This window comes from Pseudomonas sp. TE3911 (assembly GCF_054062775.1).
The window spans coordinates 1,132,777-1,158,077 of the sequence record NZ_JBSSFP010000001.1 but is presented as its reverse complement, the minus strand read 5'-3'; the positions used below and the strand labels follow the sequence as shown (position 1 = coordinate 1,158,077).

Annotated in this window: 23 protein-coding genes, 4 tRNA genes and 1 pseudogene; 6 read left to right on the top strand and 22 right to left on the bottom strand. The window is 59.6% G+C overall.

Annotated features, from left to right (window positions below; translation table 11 throughout):
• Positions 1 to 17: 17 nt before the first annotated feature.
• Positions 18 to 383, bottom strand: a complete 366-nt coding sequence (locus tag ACVWXD_RS05360) for an SPOR domain-containing protein (RefSeq protein WP_457371576.1) — start codon at positions 381 to 383, stop codon at positions 18 to 20.
• Between the two features lie 261 nt (positions 384 to 644).
• On the opposite strand from ACVWXD_RS05360, the gene csrA reads away from it, so the two are divergent.
• Both csrA and ACVWXD_RS05350 read left to right on the top strand, forming a co-directional pair.
• Positions 645 to 839, top strand: a complete 195-nt coding sequence (gene csrA, locus ACVWXD_RS05355) for a carbon storage regulator CsrA (protein ID WP_003192511.1) — start codon at positions 645 to 647, stop codon at positions 837 to 839.
• A gap of 207 nt (positions 840 to 1,046) precedes the next feature.
• Positions 1,047 to 1,298, top strand: coding sequence for a hypothetical protein (locus ACVWXD_RS05350; protein WP_457370750.1), 252 nt, complete (start codon positions 1,047 to 1,049; stop codon positions 1,296 to 1,298).
• 46 nt (positions 1,299 to 1,344) lie between these two features.
• On the opposite strand, the gene ACVWXD_RS05345 is transcribed toward ACVWXD_RS05350, so the two are convergent.
• The gene (locus tag ACVWXD_RS05345; RefSeq protein ID WP_457370749.1) at positions 1,345 to 2,022 is read right to left on the bottom strand and encodes an HAD family hydrolase; all 678 of its coding nucleotides are present in this window, start codon (positions 2,020 to 2,022) and stop codon (positions 1,345 to 1,347) included.
• A gap of 258 nt (positions 2,023 to 2,280) precedes the next feature.
• Here ACVWXD_RS05345 and ACVWXD_RS05340 point away from each other — a divergent pair, with 258 nt between their 5' ends.
• Both ACVWXD_RS05340 and ACVWXD_RS05335 read left to right on the top strand, forming a co-directional pair.
• Entirely contained in the window at positions 2,281 to 2,952 is a 672-nt protein-coding gene (locus ACVWXD_RS05340; RefSeq protein WP_457370748.1) for a heavy metal response regulator transcription factor, read from the top strand.
• Positions 2,949 to 4,349: a heavy metal sensor histidine kinase gene (locus ACVWXD_RS05335; RefSeq protein ID WP_457370747.1), complete on the top strand. Its 1,401-nt coding sequence runs from the start codon at positions 2,949 to 2,951 to the stop codon at positions 4,347 to 4,349. The genes ACVWXD_RS05340 and ACVWXD_RS05335 overlap by 4 nt, the downstream gene beginning before the upstream one ends.
• A gap of 53 nt (positions 4,350 to 4,402) precedes the next feature.
• On the opposite strand, the gene pcp is transcribed toward ACVWXD_RS05335, so the two are convergent.
• From pcp to ACVWXD_RS05320, 3 genes and pseudogenes are all read right to left on the bottom strand, one after another.
• Positions 4,403 to 5,017: a pyroglutamyl-peptidase I gene (gene pcp / locus ACVWXD_RS05330; RefSeq protein WP_181644215.1), complete on the bottom strand. Its 615-nt coding sequence runs from the start codon at positions 5,015 to 5,017 to the stop codon at positions 4,403 to 4,405.
• A gap of 8 nt (positions 5,018 to 5,025) precedes the next feature.
• A pseudogene (locus tag ACVWXD_RS05325) lies at positions 5,026 to 5,977 on the bottom strand (DUF979 domain-containing protein).
• Entirely contained in the window at positions 5,974 to 6,690 is a 717-nt protein-coding gene (locus ACVWXD_RS05320; protein WP_032887001.1) for a DUF969 domain-containing protein, read from the bottom strand. The pseudogene ACVWXD_RS05325 and the gene ACVWXD_RS05320 overlap by 4 nt, the downstream one beginning before the upstream one ends.
• Positions 6,691 to 7,047: 357 nt before the next feature.
• Between ACVWXD_RS05320 and ACVWXD_RS05315 the strand changes: the two genes are divergently transcribed.
• Positions 7,048 to 8,472 carry an MFS transporter gene (locus ACVWXD_RS05315; RefSeq protein ID WP_181644234.1) on the top strand — a complete coding sequence of 475 codons (1,425 nt, stop codon included), beginning with the start codon at positions 7,048 to 7,050 and terminating at the stop codon, positions 8,470 to 8,472.
• Between the two features lie 29 nt (positions 8,473 to 8,501).
• Here the strand turns inward: ACVWXD_RS05315 and ACVWXD_RS05310 are convergent, their stop codons facing one another.
• From ACVWXD_RS05310 to ACVWXD_RS05300, 3 genes are all read right to left on the bottom strand, one after another.
• On the bottom strand, positions 8,502 to 8,933 hold the full coding sequence (locus tag ACVWXD_RS05310; RefSeq protein WP_457370746.1) for a hypothetical protein: 432 nt from the start codon (positions 8,931 to 8,933) through the stop codon (positions 8,502 to 8,504).
• Positions 8,934 to 9,072: 139 nt separating this feature from the next.
• Positions 9,073 to 9,789, bottom strand: a complete 717-nt coding sequence (locus tag ACVWXD_RS05305; RefSeq protein ID WP_050442833.1) for a DUF4339 domain-containing protein — start codon at positions 9,787 to 9,789, stop codon at positions 9,073 to 9,075.
• Positions 9,790 to 10,078: 289 nt separating this feature from the next.
• Positions 10,079 to 10,155 (bottom strand) — tRNA-Val (locus ACVWXD_RS05300).
• A gap of 184 nt (positions 10,156 to 10,339) precedes the next feature.
• Here ACVWXD_RS05300 and ACVWXD_RS05295 point away from each other — a divergent pair.
• A complete protein-coding gene (locus ACVWXD_RS05295) occupies positions 10,340 to 11,623 on the top strand; it encodes an NAD(P)/FAD-dependent oxidoreductase (RefSeq protein ID WP_457370745.1) in 1,284 nt (427 codons plus the stop codon).
• A 157-nt stretch (positions 11,624 to 11,780) separates the two neighbouring features.
• On the opposite strand, the gene ACVWXD_RS05290 is transcribed toward ACVWXD_RS05295, so the two are convergent.
• The 14 genes from ACVWXD_RS05290 to ACVWXD_RS05225 all read right to left on the bottom strand — a co-directional run bounded on the left by ACVWXD_RS05290 (position 11,781) and on the right by ACVWXD_RS05225 (position 25,286).
• Positions 11,781 to 11,857 (bottom strand) — tRNA-Asp (locus tag ACVWXD_RS05290).
• Between the two features lie 105 nt (positions 11,858 to 11,962).
• Positions 11,963 to 12,039: transfer RNA gene (locus ACVWXD_RS05285), tRNA-Asp, on the bottom strand.
• 55 nt (positions 12,040 to 12,094) lie between these two features.
• Positions 12,095 to 12,170, bottom strand: a tRNA-Val gene (locus ACVWXD_RS05280).
• Positions 12,171 to 12,270: 100 nt separating this feature from the next.
• A complete protein-coding gene (locus ACVWXD_RS05275; protein WP_032888256.1) occupies positions 12,271 to 13,035 on the bottom strand; it encodes an SDR family oxidoreductase in 765 nt (254 codons plus the stop codon).
• Positions 13,036 to 13,046: 11 nt separating this feature from the next.
• Positions 13,047 to 14,258, bottom strand: coding sequence for an O-succinylhomoserine sulfhydrylase (locus ACVWXD_RS05270; RefSeq protein WP_032888258.1), 1,212 nt, complete (start codon positions 14,256 to 14,258; stop codon positions 13,047 to 13,049).
• A 65-nt stretch (positions 14,259 to 14,323) separates the two neighbouring features.
• The gene (purF, locus tag ACVWXD_RS05265; RefSeq protein ID WP_032888260.1) at positions 14,324 to 15,829 is read right to left on the bottom strand and encodes an amidophosphoribosyltransferase; all 1,506 of its coding nucleotides are present in this window, start codon (positions 15,827 to 15,829) and stop codon (positions 14,324 to 14,326) included.
• 41 nt (positions 15,830 to 15,870) lie between these two features.
• On the bottom strand, positions 15,871 to 16,428 hold the full coding sequence (locus tag ACVWXD_RS05260; RefSeq protein WP_003192538.1) for a CvpA family protein: 558 nt from the start codon (positions 16,426 to 16,428) through the stop codon (positions 15,871 to 15,873).
• Positions 16,429 to 16,685: 257 nt separating this feature from the next.
• Entirely contained in the window at positions 16,686 to 17,336 is a 651-nt protein-coding gene (locus tag ACVWXD_RS05255) for an SPOR domain-containing protein (protein WP_122752901.1), read from the bottom strand.
• Entirely contained in the window at positions 17,320 to 18,627 is a 1,308-nt protein-coding gene (gene folC / locus ACVWXD_RS05250) for a bifunctional tetrahydrofolate synthase/dihydrofolate synthase (RefSeq protein ID WP_401380408.1), read from the bottom strand. Before folC ends, ACVWXD_RS05255 begins: the two co-directional genes overlap by 17 nt.
• Complete coding sequence (gene accD / locus ACVWXD_RS05245; RefSeq protein ID WP_032888267.1) at positions 18,624 to 19,544, bottom strand: acetyl-CoA carboxylase, carboxyltransferase subunit beta; 921 nt, start codon at positions 19,542 to 19,544, stop codon at positions 18,624 to 18,626. Before accD ends, folC begins: the two co-directional genes overlap by 4 nt.
• A gap of 244 nt (positions 19,545 to 19,788) precedes the next feature.
• The gene (locus ACVWXD_RS05240) at positions 19,789 to 20,409 is read right to left on the bottom strand and encodes a phosphoribosylanthranilate isomerase (protein ID WP_099603136.1); all 621 of its coding nucleotides are present in this window, start codon (positions 20,407 to 20,409) and stop codon (positions 19,789 to 19,791) included.
• A 63-nt stretch (positions 20,410 to 20,472) separates the two neighbouring features.
• The gene (gene truA, locus ACVWXD_RS05235; RefSeq protein ID WP_053128844.1) at positions 20,473 to 21,297 is read right to left on the bottom strand and encodes a tRNA pseudouridine(38-40) synthase TruA; all 825 of its coding nucleotides are present in this window, start codon (positions 21,295 to 21,297) and stop codon (positions 20,473 to 20,475) included.
• Between the two features lie 230 nt (positions 21,298 to 21,527).
• Positions 21,528 to 24,113, bottom strand: a complete 2,586-nt coding sequence (locus ACVWXD_RS05230) for a FimV/HubP family polar landmark protein (RefSeq protein ID WP_457370744.1) — start codon at positions 24,111 to 24,113, stop codon at positions 21,528 to 21,530.
• Positions 24,114 to 24,275: 162 nt separating this feature from the next.
• Complete coding sequence (locus tag ACVWXD_RS05225; protein ID WP_122680518.1) at positions 24,276 to 25,286, bottom strand: aspartate-semialdehyde dehydrogenase; 1,011 nt, start codon at positions 25,284 to 25,286, stop codon at positions 24,276 to 24,278.
• Between the last annotated feature and the right edge of the window lie 15 nt (positions 25,287 to 25,301).

The window sequence follows — 25,301 nt, the reverse complement described above, 5'->3', positions numbered from 1 at the left end:
GCCGCCCAATCGGCCCGTTACTGCGCAGGCTGGTGTTCGATGACCTCAGACACCGTGTCAGTTTTCTTGGCACGAGCCATCTTTTCGTTAAGCAGGGTCTGCTTTGCCTCGGCTTCGGCCTTAGTTGCGAACGGCCCCAACAGCACTTCGTCCTTGCCGTCGACCTTCACGATATAAAAATTAAAACCATGTTCCAGCAACCAGGCGGTCAGGTCGGTGATCGCCTGCAGTTTGTGGTCCGGCGGACCTACTCGCAGGTCCCACTCCTGGGCGGCAATCGCGCCGGTTTGTGGCTGGCTTTCGGTCACGGCAGGCTTGGCCTTGGGGGCGTCGACGCGTTTGCCTTCACCGCAACCGGCCAGTGCCAACACCGCAATTGCCATCGCTACTTTACGCACTGCCCTGCTCCTCTAAGGATAAAGAGGCAACTTTATCATTCACTGTCTATTCTGGCCGTCATAAACGTTGGCTTAAACAATGCGAATGATGTATCCCAGACCTGTATGATGCCGCCATGGGAATTAATGTCGCCTCTATGCGTCCTAAAAGAGGCAGTCACAGGGAAGCGCTTAGCAGTAAGCTACACACATCCGACACCTGCCCTGTCTGAAACATGTGTCCTAAAAGCAATCAAGGAGAAGTCCATGCTTATACTCACCCGCAAAGTCGGTGAAAGCATAAACATCGGTGATGACATCACGATCACCATCCTGGGCGTCAGCGGCCAGCAAGTAAGAATCGGCATCAACGCCCCCAAGGATGTTGCCGTGCATCGCGAGGAGATCTACCAGCGCATCCAGGCCGGCCTGACCGCTCCGGATAAAAACCAGACGCCTTGAGGCGCACTCAGTAGCCAGCCCTTTCGTTCATGTAACGGCTGGCGAAAGCCTATTGGACTGTTCTTGGGCTGAATGAGTGATTAGCGTCGTCCAAAGTCCATGCGCCCCAAAGATGAAATTATCCTCGCGTCTGGAACTTGTTCCACTATCCAAAGCCGAATCTCCTGACTGACATACTTCCATCCGTGTGGACTCAGGAGCACGTCGATGAGGCCTATTACCGCGCAGCCATTTTTTTCCAGATCCTGGATGATTGCCCTGCTGATTGGGCTGGCCTTTGTGGGCGTAGAATATGGCCTGGGGCTGGAAGTCGAAGGTTCGGACCCCGCCTATCCTAAGTCCTGGTTTGATTTGGCACTGCTGCTGTGTGCGTACCTGTTCATGTTCTGCCTCAAGCCTATCCAGAAAGCATTGCAGCGTCAGCTGTGCCGGCGGGCCGAAAATAAAACTGGCGGCTGACCAAGCGAACCAAGCCGAGACCGGAGACGGACTCGGCTTTTTTGTGTCAGTCCACTGCGCTCTGCAGGTACAACAAGCCATCAGCGCTGCGACGCACCTGCAACTGTTCATACCCTTCAATCGATGGATGCTCCGTGGGCATGGGCTTGAGGTGCGTCGATGTTACGACCAGCACATCCGCACCCGCCGCCTCCCCCGCACGAATCCCCACCGTCGCATCCTCAAACACCAGACAATCCTGCACCGGCACACCCAGGCGTTGCGCACCCAGCTCATAACAGGCGGGGTTCGGTTTTCCGATGGCCACATCCTCGGCCGTTACCAACACCGCCGGTGGCGCGATACCCGCGGCCTGCAACCGACGCAATGCCAACGCCTTCGGCGCAGAGGTGACCAATGCCCACTGATCACCAGGCACGCTATTGAGAAACTCGACGGCACCGGGAATCGCCACGACGCCTTCTACATCGTTGATTTCAGCCTCGGTAATCCACTGCGCTTCAACTTGCGGGTCGACGCCGGGCAATGCCTGGCGCGTGATAGTGTCAATCGCCCGCGCACCATGAATGGTGGTCAGGAAGGCCTCCACGTCCAGCCCATGACGTTCAGCCCAGATGCCCCACACACGTTCGGCAGCGGCAATGGAGTTGAGCAGGGTTCCATCCATATCGAACAGGAAGGCGCGGTAAAGGCGGGCTGATACAGCTGAACCTCGGATAGACACTGCGGGGTTTCCTCGTAAGCTGAAACGAATAATCGGCCCGATGCAATCTACGGATCACCCACTGGGTTGTAAACGCTGACGCCCCAACAGCCAGCCAATCATTACGAATTTGTCATCATCCTGTTGGCTGGCTGTTTGAAGTACGGGGTTACCGTGAGCGCACTGGCACGACTCAAGTACCCAGTGCAGGCCATGGCCTGCGCCAGTGACAATTGATCGAGCTACACTGGCGCCACGTATTGAATCAAGGCATTTCACATGAACATCCTCGTTGTCGAAGACGAACCCAAGGCCGGTAATTACCTCCTCAACGGTCTGCAGGAACTGGGCTACTCCGTAAGCCTGGCAAGGGACGGCGTGGACGGCCTGCACCAAGCACTGGAAACGCCGTTCGACGTGATCGTGCTGGATGTGATGATGCCGAAAATGGACGGCTGGGAAGTACTGCGCCGCCTGCGTAAAGACTCCGACACCCCAGTGCTTTTTCTGACAGCTCGCGACGATATTGCCGATCGAATCAAGGGCCTGGAGCTGGGTGCCGATGATTACCTGATCAAGCCCTTCTCTTTCGCCGAGCTGGTAGCACGCTTACGCACCCTGACCCGTCGCGGCCCGCTCAGGGAAGAAGAACACCTGCAAATCGCAGATTTGCACATCGACGTACTGAAACGCCGCGTCACTCGCGCCGGTACACGCATCACCCTGACCAATAAGGAGTTCGCACTGTTGCACCTGTTCGCCACCCATCAGGACCAAGTGCTGTCGCGCTCGCTGATCGCCTCGCGGGTATGGGACATGAACTTCGACAGCGACACCAACGTGGTGGACGTGGCCGTACGGCGCCTGCGCCTGAAAATCGACGACCCGTTCACGCTCAAGTTGATCCACAGCGTGCGGGGCATTGGCTACCGTTTCGATACCCAACCATGACCCACCGTCGCCATTATTCCCTGACACTGCGCCTGGCCCTGATCTTCGCCCTGCTCGCCTTTGCACTGCTCGCTACCGTCGGCGTGGCGCTGTACCGCGAGTTGGAGCGCGAGCTGATCCGCCGCGACGATGTGCAATTGATTTCCCGCGTGGATCAACTACGCAACCTGCTTAACGACAGCAACACACTGGACTTGATCAAGACCAAGCCGGAACTGTTCCAGAATATGTTGGGCAACCGCGAATCGGTGCTGAGCATCGCCGCACCCGGCCAAAAACCGCTGCTGCTGGTAAACCCCGCCAACATCGATCTGCCAGCAGTCGAGCCGGTCCCCAAAGGCCACATCCTCACGCTGAGCGATGTGCAGCATCTGCCGGGCGTAAATGGCGTGCCCTTTTCCACCTTGGCCGCATCCATAGACTCCGGCGACCTGGGGAGCCTGCAAGTCACCAGCGGGCGCCTGATGACCGAGCGTACCGCCATGCTCGCCAGCTATCGGTTGAGCGTGTACGTCCTGGCGAGCATCGCCGCGATCTTCCTCGCACTGGTGGGCTACCTGTTGGTGCATCGCGGCCTGCTACCGTTACGTCGACTGGCCCGACACGCTCAAGGGATCGGCGTCGGCAACCTGGCCGAACGCATCGACGGCCAGGGAGTACCAAAAGAACTGCTGCCGATGATCGAGTCGTTCAACACCATGCTTGAGCGCCTGGCCAAGGGTTTTGCGCAACTGGGCCAAGTATCCACCGACATGGCCCACGAACTGCGCACGCCGATCAACAACCTGCTGGGGGAAACCCAGGTTGCCCTGCAACAGAACCGCAGCATCGAAAGTTATCAGCAGCTCTTGGCCTCCAATGTCGAAGAGCTTGAGCGCCTGGCGCGAATGCTCGACAACATGCTGTTCTTGGCCCGCACCGACCCGGCCAGCGCCCTGCGCCAGCGCCAGGCACTCAGCGCCACCGATGAAGTGGCCCGCATTGCCGATTACTTTGAAGGCTTGGCAGGCGATGCGGACATCAGCATTCGTGCCGAGGGTGAAGGCGTGATCTGGGCCGAACCGATGCTGCTGCGCAGGGCCCTGGCGAACCTGTGCGCCAACGCCATCAAATACGGCGCACCGGGTTCCGAGTTGTTGATCCAGGCGATTGCAGACGCCGAGGGCATCCATCTGCGAGTCAGCAACCAGGGGGAAACCATCCCTGCCGTGCATTTATCGCGACTGTTTGAGCGGTTCTATCGGGTGGATGAATCAAGGGAACGTTCGGCCCAGTCCAATGGCCTGGGCCTGTCGATTGTGGCGACCATCATGCAGTTGCATCACGGCCGGTACAGCGTCAGCAGCAAGGACGGCGTGACCTGTTTCGAACTGTTTTTCCCTGGCCGCGAGGCGTAAACAATCGCCTCTTGCCGTCACCGGCAAGCCGAAGTGTCATCCCTGGGGCGGCGTCAACTGACCTGACCGCCCACTTCCACCACGTCTACCGGCGTGTTCCACGCCGTAGCTACTGCGACGCGCAACCCATCGACCAAGCTCGACAGCGCCATCAATGGCTGGTTGGGAACGTGAATAAAACCACTGCGAACATCCGTGCCCGCAAGCACGTGCTGCAAACGGTAGAACACCTGATTGCAGACAAACGTGCCCGCCGTCTGGGACACCGCCGCGGCTATCCCCGCCCCACGCACCGCCTTGACCATGGCCTTGATCGGTAGCGTCGAAAAATAGGCCGCCGGGCCATCCACGACAACTGCCGTATCGATGGGCTGATACCCCAGGTTGTCGGGGATACGCGCGTCGTTGATATTGATCGCCACCCGCTCGATGGAAATCTCGCCGCGCCCCGGCGCCAGACCAGTGGCGATAACCATGACCGGACGCAGTTCATTGATCAGTTGCACCAGACACTCGGGGGCGGTGGTGAACGCACAGGGCAGCCGACGCGCAACAATCTGCACATCCTCGGCGAGCTGCACGCCGTCCAATTGGCACGCGGCCTCCCAGGACGGATTAACCGAATCTTGATCAAAGGGCTCAAAGCCCGTCAGCAGTACGGTACGCATACAAGACCTCACATCAACAGGTAGAGCAGCACAATATTGACCACCAGCATCATCAGCGCCGTCGGCAACTGGGCCTTGATCACTGCGTTCTTGTCCGGCAATTCCAGCAACGCCGCCGGCACGATGTTGAAGTTGGCGGCCATTGGCGTCATCAGGGTCCCGCAGTAACCGGAGAACATGCCGATGGCGGCCATCACTGCCGGGTTGCCGCCGTAAATGCCCACTAACACCGGCACACCGACGCCGCCAGTCATCACCGGGAAAGCGGCGAAGCCATTGCCCATGATCACCGTAAACAGTGCCATGCCCAACACATACACCATCACCGCGACCAACTTGAAATCCAGGTTGATGTAAGTGGTGGTGACATGGGCGACAGCCGTGCCGACGCCCGCTTCATTGAACAGCAGCCCGAGCATCGCCAGCATCTGCGGCAACACCATGGCCCAGCCCAGGGCTTCGGTGAGGCGGCGTGATTCGCGCAAGGCCTGCACCGGCGTATCGCGGGTCAGCCAGCAGGCCAGGCCGAGAGCGATCAGACAGCCGATACCGAGAGACACGAAGGTGGGTGTTTTTCGGATCCAGCAACGGTATACCGCCGATCTCGGTGTGCTTGAGCAATACCGAGCCGATTACCGTGGTCAGGGGAATGGCCAGCGCCGGTATAAACAGCTTGTGGCCCAGGCGGCCAGCACTGGCGCGCGAGGCCTTGTCGTGCAGCTCGACATGGGTGCCACGCCCCACGCCGCCGAACCCTGCTATCAATGCCATCACCACCACACCCGCACCGATCACCACCGATGGCAGGCGCTCGCCCACCAGAAACGGTATGGCAAACAGCAACCAGAACAAGGCACTGGACCAGCGCTTGGGATGGGTTCGGTCCAACAGAATCATGCCTGCGGTGATCAGCAACAACACACCAGCCAGCCAGTAGAGGTATTGAATGGAAATAATCATTGGGAGGCCCCTGCCGGCGTGGCGACGGGAGTCATCTCACGCGTCAATCGTCGATCAAACCGATGCAAGCGGATCGCATGGATGATGAAGGCGCAGATCGCCGTCGGGATACCCCACACCGCGATGTGCAGCGGCTCGACATCAATCCCAGAGCCCAGCAGGAACGTGTGCATCAATGCAATGGCGCCAAACGCAACGAAAATGTCTTCGCCAAAAAACAGCCCGACGTTGTCCGTCGCCGCGCACATGGCCAGCACTTTATGCCGCAACTTGTCCGGCAGCTTGCCGTAGCGCTTTTCCGCCGCACCTTCGGCCATCGGTGCCAACAGCGGGCGCACCATCTGCGGGTGCCCGCCCAGACTGGTCAAGCCCATGGCGGCGGTGGATTCACGCACGAACAGATAGATGATCAGCAGACGCCCGACAGTGGCACGCTCAAACCGTGCAATCCAGTTTTGCGCATGCAAGCGCAAGCCATGGCGCTCCAGCAAGCCGATGACGGCCAGAGGCAACAACAGGATCAATTGCAGGGCACGGGTCTGAAGGAAGCCATCACCCATGGTGGCGAGGATTTTTTCCAGCGGGAAGTGGGCAGCAAGCCCGGTGGCAATAGCCGCAGCGGTGACCACCAACAGCGGATTGAAACGTAAAACAAAGCCAACCACGATCACAAGTACGCCGATCAACGGCCATAAGTTCACAACAGTTTGCATGGCGGAGAGGTCCTTAAGTGCGCGCTGCGGCGCCATTACAGCAGGATGTGAACAAAGGGTTCACAGCAGGAAGTGGCGTGCAGTCGGCTCGGTTTTTTTATTGTTGACCCGTCAGGGCGAGCGTCAGTGGCAGCAACTGTGCTGCCTGAAAGCGGAAGGTGTCCAACAAGAAAAATTGTTGCTGCGAACCAATAAATTTTGTCGGCGACTGGAGTCCACACCGTTAACAACCTGTAGACAGTCCGCGACAGATTCGCGCATCGTGGCGCCGCGTGCTCATGGCGCCTTCATTACAACTTTAAATATGGAACGGCTGAGACCGACGCCAAGCAGCCATCCCTCATCCAACAAGGGGAAATACCGGTGACCTCATCCACAGCCGACACCGGCCTCAGCACGCAAACCCGCCTGATCGCCCTGGTGGTCGCCGTGACTTTTTTTATGGAGAACCTCGACGCCACGGTGATCGCCACCGCGCTGCCAACCATGGCCGCGGCATTCGGCGTGACGCCGGTCGACATGAACATTGGCATCACCGCCTACATTCTTGCCGTGGCGATCTTCATTCCGCTGTCCAGCTGGATCGCCGACCGCTACGGTGCACGCCGGGTATTTGCTGGCGCGATCATTGTTTTCACCCTCGCCTCGCTGCTCTGCGGGCTCAGCCAAAGCCTCGAAATGTTCGTATTTGCCCGCGTCCTGCAAGGCATCGGTGGCGCACTGATGGTGCCGGTCGGGCGTCTAGCGGTGCTGCGCAATACCGATAAAAAAGACTTGGTGAAGATGGTCGCAGTGATTACCTGGCCTGGCTTGGTGGCGCCGATTCTTGGGCCGCTGGCGGGTGGACTGATCGTGACTCATGCATCGTGGCCATGGATCTTCTACGTGAACCTTCCATTGGGCGCCCTGGCCTTGGTCGCGGCACTGTGGCTGGTACCGGAAGGCCGCGAGGCGGATGTGCGCAAGTTCGATACGAAGGTTTTTTTACTGCTGGCAGGCGCCTGCGTGGCCCTCTTGGGCGGGCTGGAATGGCTGGGCAGCCAGGCAGGCGAAATGCTCATCCCGGGCGCAGCGCTGGTTGCGGCAGGTTTACTGCTGACGGTATGGGCCGTGCACCATTGTCGGCACTACAGCGCTCCCCTGTTGCCGCTCGATACACTGTCCATCAACACCTTCCGCGTGAGCATCTACGGCGGCTCACTGTTTCGCCTTGCCATCAGCGCCCTGCCTTTCCTGCTGCCCCTGCTGTTTCAGGTCGCATTTGGCCTGTCGCCAGTGGACGCGGGGCTGTTGGTACTTGCGGTGTTTGCCGGCAACCTGGCGATGAAACCCTTCACCACCGCCATCATGCAACGCTACGGCTTTCGCAGAGTGTTGTTGGTCAATGGGGTAATCGGTGTGGTGTCTATAATGGCGTGCGCGCTGTTCACGGCACAGACGCCGTTTTCGCTGATTGCGGCCGTGTTGTTTGTGGGCGGGCTGTCACGTTCAATGCAGTTCACTTGTTACAACTCGATTGGCTTCGCAGATGTGCCCAAGGCACGCATGAGCGAAGCGTCGGCGTTGTTCAGCCTGTCATTCCAACTGGCCATGGGCATGGGCGTGACAGTGGCTGCGCTGTTGTTGCGCGCATCCATGACCGTGCAAGGCCATGAGGTTCAGGCGCAGCCGGTGGATTTCCGCGTGGCGTTCATCGGGGTGGCGTTGCTGGGGATGTGGGCGCTGGTGGATGTGTATCGATTGCCCAAGGGTGCAGGAGAAAGTGTGCTGAACCGCGGATAAAAACGGCGGTTCAACACACTTTTCTGCGATCAGGCGGTGGTGCTGACCATCGAACCGGACGCGCTGCCCCCCTCATCCGTGACGGCCTGCAATAGCGCCGAAGTTGCCGTCTGCAATGCGGCAGCAGTGCCTGCAATTTGCGTTTGAGCCGCGGCTATAGCGGCAGCCTTGGCGTCTGCGCTCTGGCTACTGGACTGAGCCTTCTGAAGGGCCTGCTGCTGTTCTTGAAGCTGCTGCTGCAACTGCTCGATCTGTTTTTTCAACTCTTTGACCCGATCGGACTCCTGCGAGCTCGATGAGGCCAGGCCGCCGCCCGCGCCGGCCGCACCTTTAGTTTCACCGCTCGCGCCAGCGGAGGAACTGCTGGCGGTACGTGCACTTTCGGTGGTGGCGGTATCCATCGACGTGACAGTGCTTGGAGTGCTTGCTACGGAAACGGTAGTGCTAATGTTGATAAGCATGCCAAATATCCGACGTTCAGAGATTTGAGAATGCATCGGCCTGCCAGGCAATTACTTTAGACAAGCGTTGCACGTTTAGTCGCAGCAGCAAAAAAAAGCCCAACACAATGTTGGGCTTTTACTGGTCACGCCAATGCGATCACTGGCGAGGAATCCGAACAAGGATCTGCTTGCCCTTTTCCTCGATAGTGATGTCGATCTCATTTCCGTTATCGAGCAAGGCGCTCGCACGATAGAGACCACTTTTAATCTCGTCATCAATCGTCACGGCAACGCACGATGACGTTTGGTAAAACTGCTTATGAATGATGTCGGTGACAATTGGGCATGCCGCTTCTTCGATAGCGGACTGGCCACCGAACATTCCCAGCACGACCGATACAACGAACGCCGCCACCCAACCGTAAAAATAGTGCTTTTCCTGCTTCAAAAGCGCCGCTCGCTTCCAAAGATAAACAGGAACAATCAACGCCCACCAGCTTTGTGGCGCGGCATGACCGGCTGCTTTCAAACGCTTTTCGTCGACAACACACAGGGCTACGTTGAAGATCACAAAAACCCACCAAATACTCATACCGGAAAAGTATTCGATCAACCCACCCGCCAACTGGACGCCCGCCAACGCCCATACAAATCGGTTGTCTATTTCTGTTGCTGCAAGAGGTGGTGGGCCCGAGGGGCGTGGAATGCTTTGGGCCAAGTCAGTGTCTTTCAACGCGACCCAATCGCCCTCGCCCGGCCATACTTTTGTTTGCGCGCTGATAGTGTTCGAACTCAAGAAACCTTGCATTTGCTCAAACGTAAAAGGTCCCTGTCGCGAACCGCTCAGCGCGTAATACCACTCTACACCCGACATTTTGCTTCTCCCTGTTTTAACATCACCCACCCAAAAAGATGGCACTACGACAGTATCGACACCCGTCAAAGATCTTGAGATTTCAGCTGTAGAAAGTGAACGCGCAAGGGCTGGCATTGCAAAAAAGAAATCCAAGCCCGAACTGGCTGGATTGGCACGGATGAGGGAATGAAGAAGACTATCTAGTGAGAGGCAGGCAACGAAATGATACTTTTCAAATCGCAGACAACAAAAAAGGGCCCACCTTTCGGTGAGCCCTTCTAGACCGCCCAGCAGAGCGGATTTTGTTTGGTAGGCGCGATTGGACTCGAACCAACGACCCCCACCATGTCAAGGTGGTGCTCTAACCAACTGAGCTACGTGCCTGCTGTGAGGCGGCATTCTACGGAATTCCGGAGGGGTGTCAACATCTTTTTTGCAGCTAAGCCTATGAATATGCGAATTTTTTATTTGCGACCAACCTACCTGCATTTTTTGGGTGGCTGGCAGGCAATTTTCAACTCAGGTAGGATCGGCGCACTCGTAAAAAATATAAAACAGAGGTTCCAGGATGGCGAACACCCCCTACCCACAGTCGTATTACGCCGCTTCCGCGAATGCCGTTCCGCCGCGCCCGATGCTGCAGGGTGAAGTCGAAACCGATGTGTGCGTCATTGGTGCCGGCTATACCGGACTCTCAAGTGCGCTGTTTCTCCTAGAGAACGGCTTTCGCGTTACCGTGCTGGAAGCTGCCAAGGTGGGCTTTGGCGCGTCGGGCCGTAATGGCGGGCAGATCGTCAACAGCTACAGCCGCGACATCGATGTGATCGAGCGCAGCGTAGGTCCTCAGCAAGCTCAGTTGCTGGGGCAGATGGCGTTCGAGGGCGGCAGGATCATTCGCGAGCGGGTAGCCAAGTACCAGATCCAGTGCGACTTGAAGGACGGCGGCGTGTTCGCCGCACTCAACAGCAAGCACATGGGACACTTGGAATCGCAGAAGCGCCTGTGGGAGCGCTACGGCCATACTCAGCTGGAGTTGCTGGACGAGCGTCGCATCCGTGACGTGGTGGCCTGTGACAACTACGTAGGCGGCCTGTTGGACATGAGCGGGGGCCACATCCATCCGCTCAACCTGGCACTCGGCGAAGCCGCGGCCGTAGAATCCCTGGGCGGCACGATCTACGAGCAATCGGCGGCAGTGCGTATCGAGCGTGGCGCCAATCCGGTCGTGCACACAGCCCAGGGCAAGGTCAGGGCCAAGTTCATCATCGTCGCGGGTAATGCCTATCTGGGCAACCTGGTACCGGAGCTTGCAGCCAAGTCGATGCCCTGCGGTACGCAAGTGATCACCACTGCACCGCTGGGGGATGAATTGGCCAAGACCCTTCTGCCGCAGGATTACTGCGTAGAGGACTGCAATTACCTCCTCGACTACTACCGCCTCACCAGCGACAAACGCCTGATCTTCGGCGGCGGCGTGGTATATGGCGCGCGCGACCCAGCGAATATCGAAGCGATCATCCGCCCAAAGATGCTTAAGGCCTTCCCGCAACTCAAGGATGTGAAGATCGACTACGCCTGGACCGGCAACTTCCTGCTGACCCTGTCGCGCTTGCCGCAGGTGGGGCGCCTTGGCGACAACATCTACTACTCACAGGGCTGCAGCGGCCATGGCGTGACGTACACCCACTTGGCGGGCAAGGTACTGGCGGAGGCATTGAGAGGTCAGGCAGAGCGTTTTGATGCGTTTGCCGACCTGCCGCATTACCCGTTTCCGGGCGGGCAACTGTTGCGCACGCCGTTTGCGGCGCTGGGGGCTTGGTACTACGGCTTGCGCGACAAGCTGGGATTCTAACAATGCCGCAGGAGCCGGCTCGCCGGCTCTAGCAACACACCACCAAATCGCAGACACAAAAAACCCCGATCTTTCGACCAGGGTCTTTGCTATCGGATCAAAGTAGCCAAAGGCTTACTTTGTGCTTCAAGGCGTTCAGTGGGCCTTGAGGCAGATATGGCGCAGCGGACGGGACTCGAACCCGCGACCCCCGGCGTGACAGGCCGGTATTCTAACCGACTGAACTACCGCTGCGTATCGCTTGATCAGTTGAGCAAAACACCTCAACCGTCTTTAAACATCTGATCAATCAGCCTTGGCTGTTCAATCTCAAGCCTGACAAGTCAGACCTGGAAAATATGGCGCAGCGGACGGGACTCGAACCCGCGACCCCCGGCGTGACAGGCCGGTATTCTAACCGACTGAACTACCGCTGCGCGTCGGTGCAACTTTTAACGTTGCGTTTTACCCGAAGGTAAAACTCTCAAGAAGTGGTGGGTGATGACGGGATCGAACCGCCGACCCTCTGCTTGTAAGGCAGATGCTCTCCCAGCTGAGCTAATCACCCTTTGCTTCGTTGAGGCCGCGAAATTTACGCAGGTAGCGGACCTAAGTCAATAGCCTGCTTGAAGTTTTTCTGAAAAAGACAAAATTGCTTCAAGACCCCACTACTCGCTGTAGATCATCTTCTTGCTCATACCACCGTCCACCACGAACTCCTGGCCAGTGACAAACCCGGCCTGGCGCGACAGCAGCCACGCCACCATTGCCGCCACATCCTCCACTACCCCCACCCTGCCCGCCGGATGCTGGGCATGATCGGCGTCAGTCAACGGCTCGGCACGCCGCGCAGCGGGGTCACGGGCATCGATCCAGCCAGGGCTGACCGCATTCACCCGCACTTCCGGCCCAAGACTCATCGCCAAGGCATGAGTCAGGGCCAGCAGGCCGCCCTTGCTCGCCGCGTAAGCCTCGGTATCAGGTTCCGATTGACGGGCCCGAGTCGACGCCAGGTTGACGATGGACCCGCCGTGAGCACGCAGGTAAGGCGCACAGTGCTTGGCCAGCAACATCGGCCCGCTCAGGTTCACCGCCAGCACGCGGTTCCAGTAAGCCAGGTCCAGGCTTTCCAGGGTGATATTGCGCGGGTCGGCCACCGCCGCGTTACACACCAACGCGTCCAGGCGGCCGAATTGCCCGAGCACTTCAGCAACCCCTTGGGCAACCTGCTTCTCGTCGGCCACGTCCATGGTGATAAACCAAGCGTTCTCGCCCAGCACCTTAGACACCTTGGAGCCGCGCTCGCGATCCAGGTCAGTCAATACCACTTGCCAGCCTTCGCTGATCAGCCACGCGGCAATCCCGAGGCCAATACCTCGCGCCGCGCCAGTCACCAGTGCGACGCGCCCATTACTGGCCGCTGCAGCCTCCATGGACCATTCGATCACAAGGCAGCCAGCCCGCGGGCCAGGTCTGCCTGCAAGTCGGCCACGTCTTCCAGGCCTACCGCGATACGGATCAGGCTGTCCCGAATGCCGGCCGCTTCACGCTCCTGCGGCGCCAGGCGCCCGTGGGAGGTGGTGCTCGGATGGGTAATGGTGGTTTTGCTATCCCCCAGGTTGGCCGTGATGGAGATCAGACGCGTCGCGTCGATAAAGCGCCAGGCGCCCTCTTTGCCACCCTTCACCTCAAAGCTCACCACGGCACCGAAACCACGCTGCTGGCGCTGGGCCAACTCGTGTTGCGGATGGCTCTTGAGGCCGGCGTAGTGCACTTTCTCGATACCGTCCTGCTGCTCCAGCCACTCGGCCAGAGCCTGAGCGTTGGCGCAATGAGCTTTCATGCGCAGGCTGAGGGTTTCCAGGCCTTTGAGGAAGATCCATGCGTTGAACGGGCTCAGGGTTGGGCCGGCAGTGCGCAAGAAACCCACCACTTCCTTCATCTGCTCGCCGCGACCGGCGACCACGCCACCCATGCAACGACCCTGGCCGTCGATGAACTTGGTAGCCGAGTGCACGACGATGTCCGCGCCCAGCTTGAGCGGCTGCTGCAAGGCCGGCGTGCAGAAGCAGTTGTCGACTATCAGCATCGCGCCCTTGGCGTGAGCCACTTCGGACAGCGCGGCGATATCCACCAGCTCGGCCAGCGGATTGGACGGGGACTCGACGAACAGCAACTTGGTGTTGGCCTTGATTGCAGCGTCCCAGCCGGACAAATCTGCCAGGGGCACATAGTCCACTTCGATACCGAAGCGCTTGAAGTACTTCTCGAACAGGCTGATGGTCGAACCAAACACACTGCGCGACACCAACACGTGGTCACCAGCGCTGCACAGACTCATCACCACCGACAGGATGGCCGCCATGCCGGTGGCCGTGGCCACCGCTTGCTCAGCGCCTTCCAGGGCCGCAATGCGCTCTTCGAACGCGCGCACGGTAGGATTGGTGTAGCGCGAATACACATTGCCTGGCACTTCGCCCGCAAACCGCGCAGCCGCATCGGCGGCAGTGCGGAACACGTAGCTGGAGGTGAAGAACATCGGATCACCGTGTTCGCCCTCTGGCGTACGGTGCTGGCCAGCGCGCACAGCCAGGGTATCGAAAGCTACGCCATCGAGGTCGCTGTCCAAGCGACCGGCATCCCATTCCTGACTCATGCTGCGACTCCTTACTCAATTCTTTATTTAAGATACAAAACCGGCCCCTCAGGGCCGGTGTTTACTCAGTTGTTGTACAGATCGATGATCGCGCTCACCGCCTGGGTCTTGATCTTCGACGAGTCGTTACGCGCCTGTTCGATCTTGTTCAGGTAAGCCTCGTCGACGTCACCGGTCACGTACTTGCCGTCGAACACAGCGCAATCGAACTGGTCGATCTTGATCTTGCCACCGCCGACAGCCTCGATCAGGTCCGGCAGATCCTGGTAGATCAGCCAATCGGCGCCGATCAGGTCGGCCACGTCCTGGGTCGTGCGGTTGTGTGCGATCAATTCGTGAGCGCTCGGCATGTCGATACCGTACACGTTCGGATAACGCACGGCAGGCGCTGCGGAACAGAAATACACGTTCTTAGCACCGGCTTCGCGGGCCATCTGGATGATCTGCTTGCAGGTGGTGCCGCGCACGATGGAGTCATCCACCAGCATCACGTTCTTGCCGCGAAATTCCAGCTCGATGGCGTTGAGCTTCTGGCGTACCGACTTCTTGCGCGCTGCCTGGCCCGGCATGATGAAGGTACGGCCGATGTAGCGGTTCTTCACGAAGCCTTCGCGGAACTTGACGCCCAAATGGTTCGCCAACTCCAGCGCCGCAGTACGACTGGTATCCGGGATCGGGATCACAACGTCGATGTCGTGTTCAGGACGCTCACGCAGGATCTTGTCGGCCAGTTTCTCGCCCATGCGCAGGCGTGCCTTGTATACCGAAACGCCGTCGATGATCGAATCCGGACGCGCCAGGTAGACGTGCTCGAAGATGCACGGGGTGAGTTTCGGCGCTACGGCGCACTGACGGGTGTGCAACTTGCCGTCTTCGGTGATGTACACCGCTTCGCCCGGCGCGAGGTCGCGGATCAGGGTGAAGCCCAGCACGTCGAGGGACACGCTTTCGGACGCGATCATGTACTCGACGCCTTCGTCGGTATGACGCTGGCCGAACACGATCGGGCGGATGCCGTGCGGGTCGCGGAAGCCGACGATGCCGTAGCCGGTAATCATCGCCACGACGGCATAACCGCCGACGCAGCGGTTATGCACGTCGATCACGGCGGCGAACACGTCTTCTTCGGTGGGCTGCAGCTTGCCGCGCTGGGCCAGCTCGTGGGCAAACACGTTGAGCAGCACTTCCGAATCGGAGCTGGTGTTGACGTGGCGCAGGTCAGACTCGTAAATCTCTTTGGCCAGTTGCTCAACGTTGGTCAGGTTACCGTTGTGCGCCAGGGTGATGCCATAAGGCGAGTTGACGTAAAACGGTTGAGCCTCAGCCGAGGTCGAGCTACCAGCAGTCGGGTAACGCACATGGCCAATGCCCATGTGTCCGACCAGGCGCTGCATGTGACGCTGATGAAACACGTCACGTACCAGCCCATTATCCTTGCGCAGGAATAACCGGCCGTCGTGGCTGGTCACAATACCGGCAGCATCCTGGCCGCGGTGCTGGAGGACGGTTAGCGCGTCATACAGCGCCTGATTGACGTTCGACTTACCGACGATACCGACGATGCCACACATGCGACGCAACCCCTACTTAATGAATCTTGACTGAACACAGCTTACTGAGGCGTTTTGGCCGGTAAGAGGTGTTCCTTGAACGGAAGATCAGCGGGTACGCTGATCCCGCTGGCCAGCCACTGACTGCTCCACCCCAAGATGAGGTTCTTGGACCAATCTGCAACTAATAGAAATTTTGGCACGAGTACCGACTCCTGCCACCACGAATCCTGCTGTACCGGCCCCAGGCTCAACAGCCCGACCGCCACGACCACCAGCAACGCGCCACGCGCGGCGCCAAAGGCCATGCCGAGAAATCGATCGGTCCCGGAGAGACCGGTGACACGTATCAATTCGCCAATAAGATAGTTGACCATTGCTCCCACCAGCAGCGTGGCGATGAACATGATGGCGCAGCCCGCGATGACGCGAGCCGAGGGTGTCTCTATGTATCCGGCCAGGTAGACCGACAGTGAACCACCGAACATCCAGGCTACGACTCCTGCGATGATCCAGGTCAGCAACGACAGTGCTTCTTTTACGAAGCCGCGGCTTAGACTGATCAAAGCGGAGATGGCGACGATTGCAACAATCGCCCAATCAACCCAGGTAAATGGCACGTTTGAGCCTACGGACAGATAAGGCGGCGCATTTTAGCAGAGCGCCGGGCTATCGGTAAGCTGTGATTGCAGCTGCTTTGCAAATCAATAGTTTGTGGCGAGCCAGCACCATTTCAACCCATTGAAAAACCAATGTGGGAGAGGGCTTGCTCGCGATGGCGGCGGATCAGTCAATTCATCCGTTGACTGTCACAACGCCATCGAGAGCAAGCCCCCTCCCACATTTGATCGCATTCCAAGCCAAAATCGATACGAACTCAGCCGCGCTCAGGTTGGAAACGCGTAACGAACCCCTTCAGGTTTTGCTGGCGATCCAGCAAGTCACGCAGGCGGTCGGCCTCGGCACGCTCGATCAGCGGCCCGATAAACACGCGATTCTTGCCATCGGCACTGCGGATATAGGCGTTGTAACCCTGGCTGCGCAGCTTCTTCTGCAAGGCATCGGCACCTTCGCGATTGCCCAGGCTAGCCACCTGGATCGACCAACTGATCGGCAAACCGTTAGGATCGATACGGCTCTGACCCACGTCCGGCTTGCCCGGCGCGGCAGGTTGCGGCGCTACCGGCTTGGGCGCAGGCACCGGTGCGGCAGGCTTGGCGGCTACGACTGGAGCCGGAGCGGGCTTGACCACCGGCACGCTCGGCTGCACCGGCGTAGAGGGCGCCGCCATTTCCTCATCGGTCGGCACAGGCTCTTCCTCAGGCAAGGCCTGGGGCTCAGGGACCACAACCGGCTCAACCTGCACCTGCGGCAATGACGGTGCCTCGGGCGCAGCCGGGGCCTCGACGACCACTTGGCGCTGTTCGTCCTGACGGGAAAACAGCATCGGCAGGAAAATCACCGCCAATGCCACCAATACCAGGGCGCCGACCATTCGCTGCTTGTATGCGCTATCCAGTAATGCCATGTGCAGCTTCCTCCGTGGAGCGCCGGGCCAACCACTCAAGCGCCTCGGCAACACAATAAAATGATCCGAACAACAGAATCTCGTCCTCGGCCGTCGCTAACGCGCACTGCGCCTCAAGGGCAGCGGTCACGCTTGCATACGACGTCACGGGCGCACCAAGGTTCTGCAACGCAACTTTAAGCTCTGCGGACGGACGGCTGCGCGGTGTATCCAGCGGCGCCACCGCCCACGCCTGAACACTGCCCTGCAACGGTGCAATCACGCCGTCCAGATCCTTATCGGCAAGCAACCCAAAGACGGCCAGACGACGCCCCACCGGCGGCGTAAGCGCCAGGCGCTGCGCCAGGTACTCGGCCGCATGAGGGTTATGACCTACATCCAGCAACAAGTTGAGGCGTTTGCCCTGCCACTCGAATGCGCGACGATCCAAGCGGCCCACCATTCGGGCTGCCAGCAAAGTCGCAGCAATCTGCTCGGCATGCCAAGGCAGATCCAGCAGCAGATAGGCTTGCAAGGCGAGCGCGGCGTTTTCCATCGGCAGGTTCAGCAGCGGCAGATCGCGCAGCTCTACAACTTGGCCACGGGCATCCCGCCCTTGCCACTGCCAGTGCTGCGCGCCGATTTCAAGATTAAATTCGCGACCACGCAGGTAGAACGGGCAATCCAGCTCGCGCACCTTGTCCAGCAAGGGCTGCGGCGGATCCAGATCACCACACAGCGCGGGCTTGCCTTGGCGGAAAATTCCGGCCTTTTCGTAAGACACCGACTCGCGGGTATCCCCTAGGTAGTCAGCATGGTCAACACCAATACTGGTCACCAGCGCCAGGTCGGCATCCACCACGTTGACTGTGTCCAGACGCCCACCCAGACCGACTTCCAGAACCACCACATCCAACTGCGCACGCTCGAACAACCAGAACGCCGCGAGGGTGCCCATCTCGAAGTAAGTCAGGGAAGTCTCGCCCCGGCCGGCATCCAGTGCGGCGAAGGCTTCGCAGAGTTGCTCGTCAGTGGCCTCAAGGCCATTGAGTTGCACCCGCTCGTTGTAGCGCAGCAGGTGCGGTGAGCTGTACACGCCTACCTTCAGCCCTTGGGCTTGCAGCAGCGCGGCGACAAAGGCGCAGGTAGAGCCTTTGCCGTTGGTGCCGGTCACCGTGATCACACGCGGTGCCGGACGGCTCAACCCGAGGCGGGCCGCTACCTGTTGCGAGCGCTCCAGGCCCATGTCGATGGCGGACGGATGCAACTGCTCAAGGTAGGCGAGCCACTCGCCCAGGGTACGTTGGGTCATAGGTTCGCAGGCACTGGCGGTACGACGATAGGCTCGACTTTAGGCGCGACGTACACAGGTGTCGGCAGGCCCATCATTTGCGCCAACAGGTTACCCAGACGTGGACGCAGTTCACCACGCGGGATGATCAAGTCGATTGCGCCGTGCTCCAGCAAAAACTCGCTGCGCTGGAAACCTTCCGGCAATTTCTCGCGAACGGTCTGCTCGATCACGCGCGGGCCGGCAAAGCCGATCAGGGCTTTTGGCTCGCCGACGATCACATCGCCCAGCATCGCCAGGCTGGCAGAAACACCACCGTAGACCGGGTCGGTCAGCACGGAGATGAACGGAATACCTTCTTCGCGCAGACGCGCCAGCACCGCTGAGGTCTTGGCCATTTGCATCAGGGAGATCAGGGCTTCCTGCATACGCGCACCACCGGAGGCGGCGAAGCAGATCATCGGGCAACGGTTTTCCAGGGCGTAGTTGGCGGCGCGCACGAAGCGCTCGCCGACGATCGCACCCATGGAGCCACCCATGAAGGAGAACTCGAACGCCGAGACCACCACCGGCATACCCAGCAGCTTGCCGCTGACCGAAATCAGCGCGTCCTTCTCACCGGTCTGCTTTTGTGCAGCGGTCAGGCGGTCCTTGTACTTCTTGCCGTCGCGAAACTTAAGGCGATCCACTGGCTCCAGGTCAGCACCCAGCTCGTTACGGCCGTCAGCGTCCAGGAAGATGTCGATGCGGGCGCGGGCGCCGATACGCATGTGGTGGTTGCACTTTGGGCAAACGTCCAGGGTCTTTTCCAGCTCCGGACGGTACAGCACCGCGTCGCAGGAAGGGCACTTGTGCCACAGACCTTCAGGAACCGAGCTTTTTTTCACCTCGGAACGCATGATCGAAGGGATCAGTTTGTCTACTAACCAGTTGCTCATGCTTTCTTTCTCCAGTACCGGTGGCTTGAACACAGCCCCGCGTATGCCCTTGAGCTAAATTCATATGTGGCGATGACGCCGGCTGGACGGGGTCAGACGTTCGACCTGCCATTTCCAGCCTGCATCCTCAGCCTTCCAGACAACCTGCCAGCGCAGGGTTGCCACTTCATTTCCGGGCCATCCTCAGACGGCACCGGGCTGTTTTACACAGTGGTAGTTATGGACGGCGGCAGACTGCCAGCCGTCACATCCCGCGCACAGCCTGCATAAATGCGCGAATCTTGTCGTGATCCTTGAGACCCTTGCCCTGCTCCACGCCACCGCTGACATCCACGGCGTAAGGGCGAACCTGCTCAATGGCTGCCGCAACGTTCGCGGGATTGAGCCCACCTGCCAGGATGATCGGCTTGCTTAAACCCTCAGGAATCAGCGACCAATCGAACGCTTCGCCAGTGCCGCCGGGCACGCCTTCGACATACGTATCCAGCAAAATCCCGCGGGCGCCACCGTAGGCGGCACACGCGCTGGCGATATCGTCCCCAGACTTCACGCGCAGCGCCTTGATATACGGACGCTGATAGCTTTCACATTCGTCCGGGGTTTCGTCGCCATGAAACTGCAACATGTCCAGTTGCACGGCATCCAGGGTTTCATTGAGTTCACAACGACTAGCATTGACGAACAAACCCACGGTAGTCACGAACGGTGGCAATGCGGCAATAATCGCCCGCGCCTGCAACACATTCACCGCCCGCGGGCTCCTGGCATAAAACACGAAACCAATGGCGTCCGCCCCCGCCTCGACTGCCGCCAGCGCATCTTCTATGCGGGTAATCCCGCAAATCTTGCTGCGAACGACGGGCATATCGTAGAAACCTCAGGGTTGGACCGAGAAAGTCCCGGATGGTAACAAAAGCTTTTCCGGGCGTCAGCCGCCAAGTTCGCTGAATCCGGTAAGGAAGTGCGGCCCGATAAATCGCTGGGGCAGTTCGAACTCGTCGCGGTACTCCACATCCACCAGATATAGGCCAAATGGATGCGCAGTTACCCCGCCGGTACGGCGAACCCTGCTCTCCAGCACTTCCCTGGCCCATTCGACCGGGCGTTCGCCGGTACCGATGGTCATCAGCACACCGGCGATATTGCGCACCATATGGTGCAGAAACGCGCCAGCGCGTATATCCAGCACGATCATCTTGCCGTGGCGGGTCACACGCAGGTGGTGGACTTCCTTGATAGGCGACTTGGCCTGGCACTGGCCGGCACGGAAGGCGCTGAAATCATGCACACCCACCAGATGCTGCGCGGCCTCGGCCATGCGCTCGGCATCCAGCGGACGGTGGTTCCAGGTGATTTCTTCGTTAAGGTGCGCCGGGCGGATCTGGTCGTTGTAGATCACGTAGCGGTAACGCCGCGCAATCGCCTTGAAGCGCGCATGAAAATGCGCTGGCATGACCTTGGCCCAGCTGACGCTGACGTCGTGGGGCAAATTGATGTTGGCGCCCATCACCCAAGCCTTCATCGTGCGCTCGGCCTGAGTATCGAAGTGGACCACTTGGCCACAGGCGTGCACACCGGCGTCGGTACGTCCGGCGCACATCAGCGAAACGGGCGAATCGGCGACCTTGGACAGGGCCTTTTCCAGGGTTTCCTGTACCGTCAGCACGCCAGACGCCTGGCGCTGCCAGCCGCGATAGCGCGAACCTTTGTATTCCACGCCCAGGGCGATGCGGTAAAAGCCTGCGGCCGCCATTTCGGCGGCCGCGTTATCTATATTTGCCAAGAACTGAGAGCCTGATGAATTGCGCAAAGGCGGCCATTATAAATGCGGCAGCCGTGTGACGGGCGCTTTTGTTAGGGATTGACGCAGACCACATGTGAAAAGGGGCTTGCTCCCGATAGCGCGGTGCCAATCAGCACATGTAAGGCTGATCCACTGCTATCGGGAGCAAGCCCCCTCCCACATCAGAGCGGTATCGACCTTCAGATTTTGCCGAGCATTTTCTTGGCTTCGCCGCGCTGGGACTCGTCGCCCTCGGTCAGCACTTCGGACAGGATGTCCCGAGCGCCGTCCGCATCGCCCATGTCGATATAGGCCTGGGCCAAGTCAAGCTTGGTAGCGACCTCGTCAGTGCCGGACAGGAAGTCGAACTCGGGCTCATCATCACCCAAGGCTGCGTCTTCAGCAGTGAAAGATGGCTCGATGGGTGGATGCTCAAGGCTCTGGGACAGGCGATCCAGCTCGGCGTTGACATCGTCCAGCTCCGATGCAAACGCGTCAGGCTTGACGACTGCGTCCGGCTCATCGGCAAGTGACAGATCAAAATCTTCCGGCAGGTCGAAGTCATCCACGGCCGCAGGCGTCAGCGTAGGCGGCTCAACGGCAGGCACGTCGTTCATCTGATCTTCAAGGCCGGACAGGAAGTCATCATCGGACTGAGCTGACGTCGGCGCATCCAGCTGCAGATCCAAATCAAAGTCAGACAGGTCATCCGAGGCCGGCTTAGTGGCGGTTTGCTCTCGCAGCAGCGACTCGAATGTCTGCTGATCGTCCTTGATCTCGGCCGGTGAAGCAGCCTCCAGATCATCCAGGCTCAAATCAAAATCGGTGTCAAAAGCCTCTGGCTTGGGTGCTGCCGGTTTGTCTTCGAGCAAGTCCTTGACGTACTGAGCATCCAGCGCAGCGGCAGCAACCGCCGCACTGACGCCTGCCGCCAACACCGCCATCGCCGGAAAGCGCGACTTCAGTTGCTCGACCTGGGCGTGGTTTTCACCATTGGCTACCAGTTGACGCTCCTGGGTCACGAAACCGTCTTTGTCGCTTTGCAGGCCATAAACCTCCATCAGCTTCAAACGCAGGTCGCTGCGCTTGGGCTCGTGCTTGATGGCTTGTTCGAGCACATCAGCGGCCTGGTTCAGATGACCACGGTCGATATGGGACTGGGCTTGCACCAGTGCGTCGTTGGCGTTTTGCGGCGCAACGGCAACGGCCAGCGGTGCGAGCACGGAGGCGACCGTCGGCACTACCACTGCAGGCTCAACCACTGGAGCGGGCGCCGGAGCGGCGGACAGCTTGACGTTCGGCGGCGGGACTTCAAGCCCCTCGAAACTATCCGAAGGAAGGTCGTGTTCGATATCAGAGGTAAATTGCGGCTCTTCGGCCAATGCACGCGCCATCCGCAGGTGTTTTTCCTCTTCGCGACGGGCATTGCGATGGCGCAGCCACAGCAGCAGGAGCAACAACACCACCAGGCCCGCCGCACCACCGATCACAGAGAGGACAACCGGGTTGGTCAGCAGGTCATTGAACTTGCCTTCGGGAGCGTCAGCTGCGGCAACCGGTGTAGCCGCTTCCGGTGCGGGAGCAGCTACCGGAACGGCCGGCGTTGGTGCTGGTGTTGCCGCCTGTTCGGCGGGGGTTGCCGGAGTGGCTGCCGGTTCGCTGGCCAACTGCGCGGGCATCGCCGCTGCAGTCGTTGCAGCCGTTGCCTGCGTCGCCGGGTCGCCTTTTTCCGCCTGCAAACGGGCCAACTGATCATTCTTCAATTGAATCAGTTTTTGCAGTTTATCCAGCTGGCTTTGCAGGTCAGCTGCACGGCTCTTGAGTTCGTCGTTATCGCGGCGAGTGGTATCCAGCTGTTCCTGGGTCATCGCCAGCTTGTCGCTCAGACCCTGGCTGTCGCCCGCCTTGCCCTTGCCGCCCTTCTTGGCCGCCTCGGCCGAAACCAGGCTCAAGTTGTCCTGGGCATTGGTGGTCGACGGCGCACTGCCCGCCTGGGTACGCTTGGTGGCGTCCAGTTGTTGCTTGCCGGCGGCCTGGTTGGCTGCCGTGCGACGCCCCTGGCGCCAGGCATCATTCTGCGCGCGAACTTCGGCAACCGCCTGGGGTTGCGGCAGTGCGGTGCTTTGGACAGTGTCCGGCAGGCGCAGCACCTGGCCGGTTTTCAGGCGGTTGATATTGCCGTCGATAAAGGCGCCAGGGTTAAGCGCCTGAATCGCAAGCATGGTCTGCTGCACCGAACCGCCATTGCGGTGTTTCTCGGCGATTTCCCATAGGGTGTCGCGGGAGGTGGTGGTGTGCTGGGCCGGTTTGCTTGCGGCAGGCGCGGCGCTGGCAGGTGCGCCCAAGCGTGGGGCTGGCGCCGCTGCGGCCGGGGTCGACCGGTCGAACTTGGACGGATCAAGCAATACGCTGTAGTCGCGCATCAAACGACCATTGGGCCATTGCACTTGCAGCAGAAAGCGAACGTAGGAGTCAGGCAGCGGCTTGCTGGAGGTGACACGCACCACGCTGCGACCGTTGGGGTTGATCACTGGGGTAAATGTCAGGTCATTGAGGAATGCCTGGCGATCGACGCCGGCATCCACAAACGCCTGCGAGGACGCCAGGCTAGGAGTGATCTCGGACGCGGTGAGGCCGCCGACATCGAGCAATTCGATTTCCACCGACAGCGGCTGGTTCAACTTCGACTTGAGGGTCATTTCCCCCAGCTGCAGCGCCTGCGCCATACCGGAGGACAGCGCCGAGGCGGCCGCTATTGCTAACACCAGTTTGCGAACTTGAACCATAGCCTCATCCTTTGTTTGAACACTCCCCGGCCTGCGAGAAGGTTGGTAACCGCTTGCCATAAGGCATGGCGAGCCGATAGGTTACCGACACGCTTCTGTTGCACTTCGGGCCAAGCATAGCGCCTGGCTAGAATCAATCTACAAATTGCGGCCAAGTATCTTTTACGCAAGGCCTTTTATCAACAACTGCGCCAGTTGCACGGCGTTAAGTGCAGCGCCTTTGCGTACGTTATCTGACGTCAGCCACAGATTTAGTTCCGCCGGGTCATCCACACCGGCGCGAACCCTACCGACATAGACCACGTCCTGGCCTACCGCATCACCAACGGCTGTTGGGTAATCCCCCTCCTCCACGAGTTCTATACCCGGCGCAGCGTCGAGCGCACGGTTGACCGCAGCAAGGTCGACCGGCGCAGCCAATTGCAACGACACCGTCAGGCTATCGCCAAAAAACACCGGAGCTTGAACGCAGGTCGCAGAAATCTTTAGTGACGGTAATTCAAGCACAGCACGCAGTTCGTGTACGAGACGCTTCTCAAGGGCTGTATGACCTTGGGCATCTGGCGTGCCGACTTGTGCCAACAGGTTGAAGGCCATTTGCCGGTCGAAGAATTTCGGCTCCAGCGGGCGTACGTTTAGCAGCTCGGCGGTCTGACGGGCCAGTTCGCTGACGGCTTCACGTCCTTGAGCAGACACCGCCAGGTTAGCCGTGACGCTGACGCGCTGGATATCCAGCAGCCCACGCAACGGCGCCAGCAATACCGCCAGGTTGGTCGCGGACGGGCTCGGGCTGCCCAGCTGGAACGGTTTTTTCAAGCCCTTCAGGACGTGGGCATTGGCCTCTGGCACGACCTGTGGCGCCTGTTCGGCGGGCAATGCACCGGACAGGTCGATCACCGAACAACCCGCCGCCGTGGCACGTGGGGCGAAGCTCAGGGTAACGGCTGGACCGGCGGCGAAGAACGCCAGTTGCACCTTGCTGAAATCGAATTCATCAACTTCCTTGACCCGCACGTTCTTGCCGCGAAACGGTACCGACGCACCGGCGGAATTATTGCCGGCCAACAAGTACAGGGTGCCGACCGGGAATGCCAACTCTTCGAGAATCTGCACCAGGGCTTCGCCAACAGTGCCGGTGGCGCCGATCACGGCAATTTCAAAGGTCTGGGTCATGGGGGCTGCCTCGGG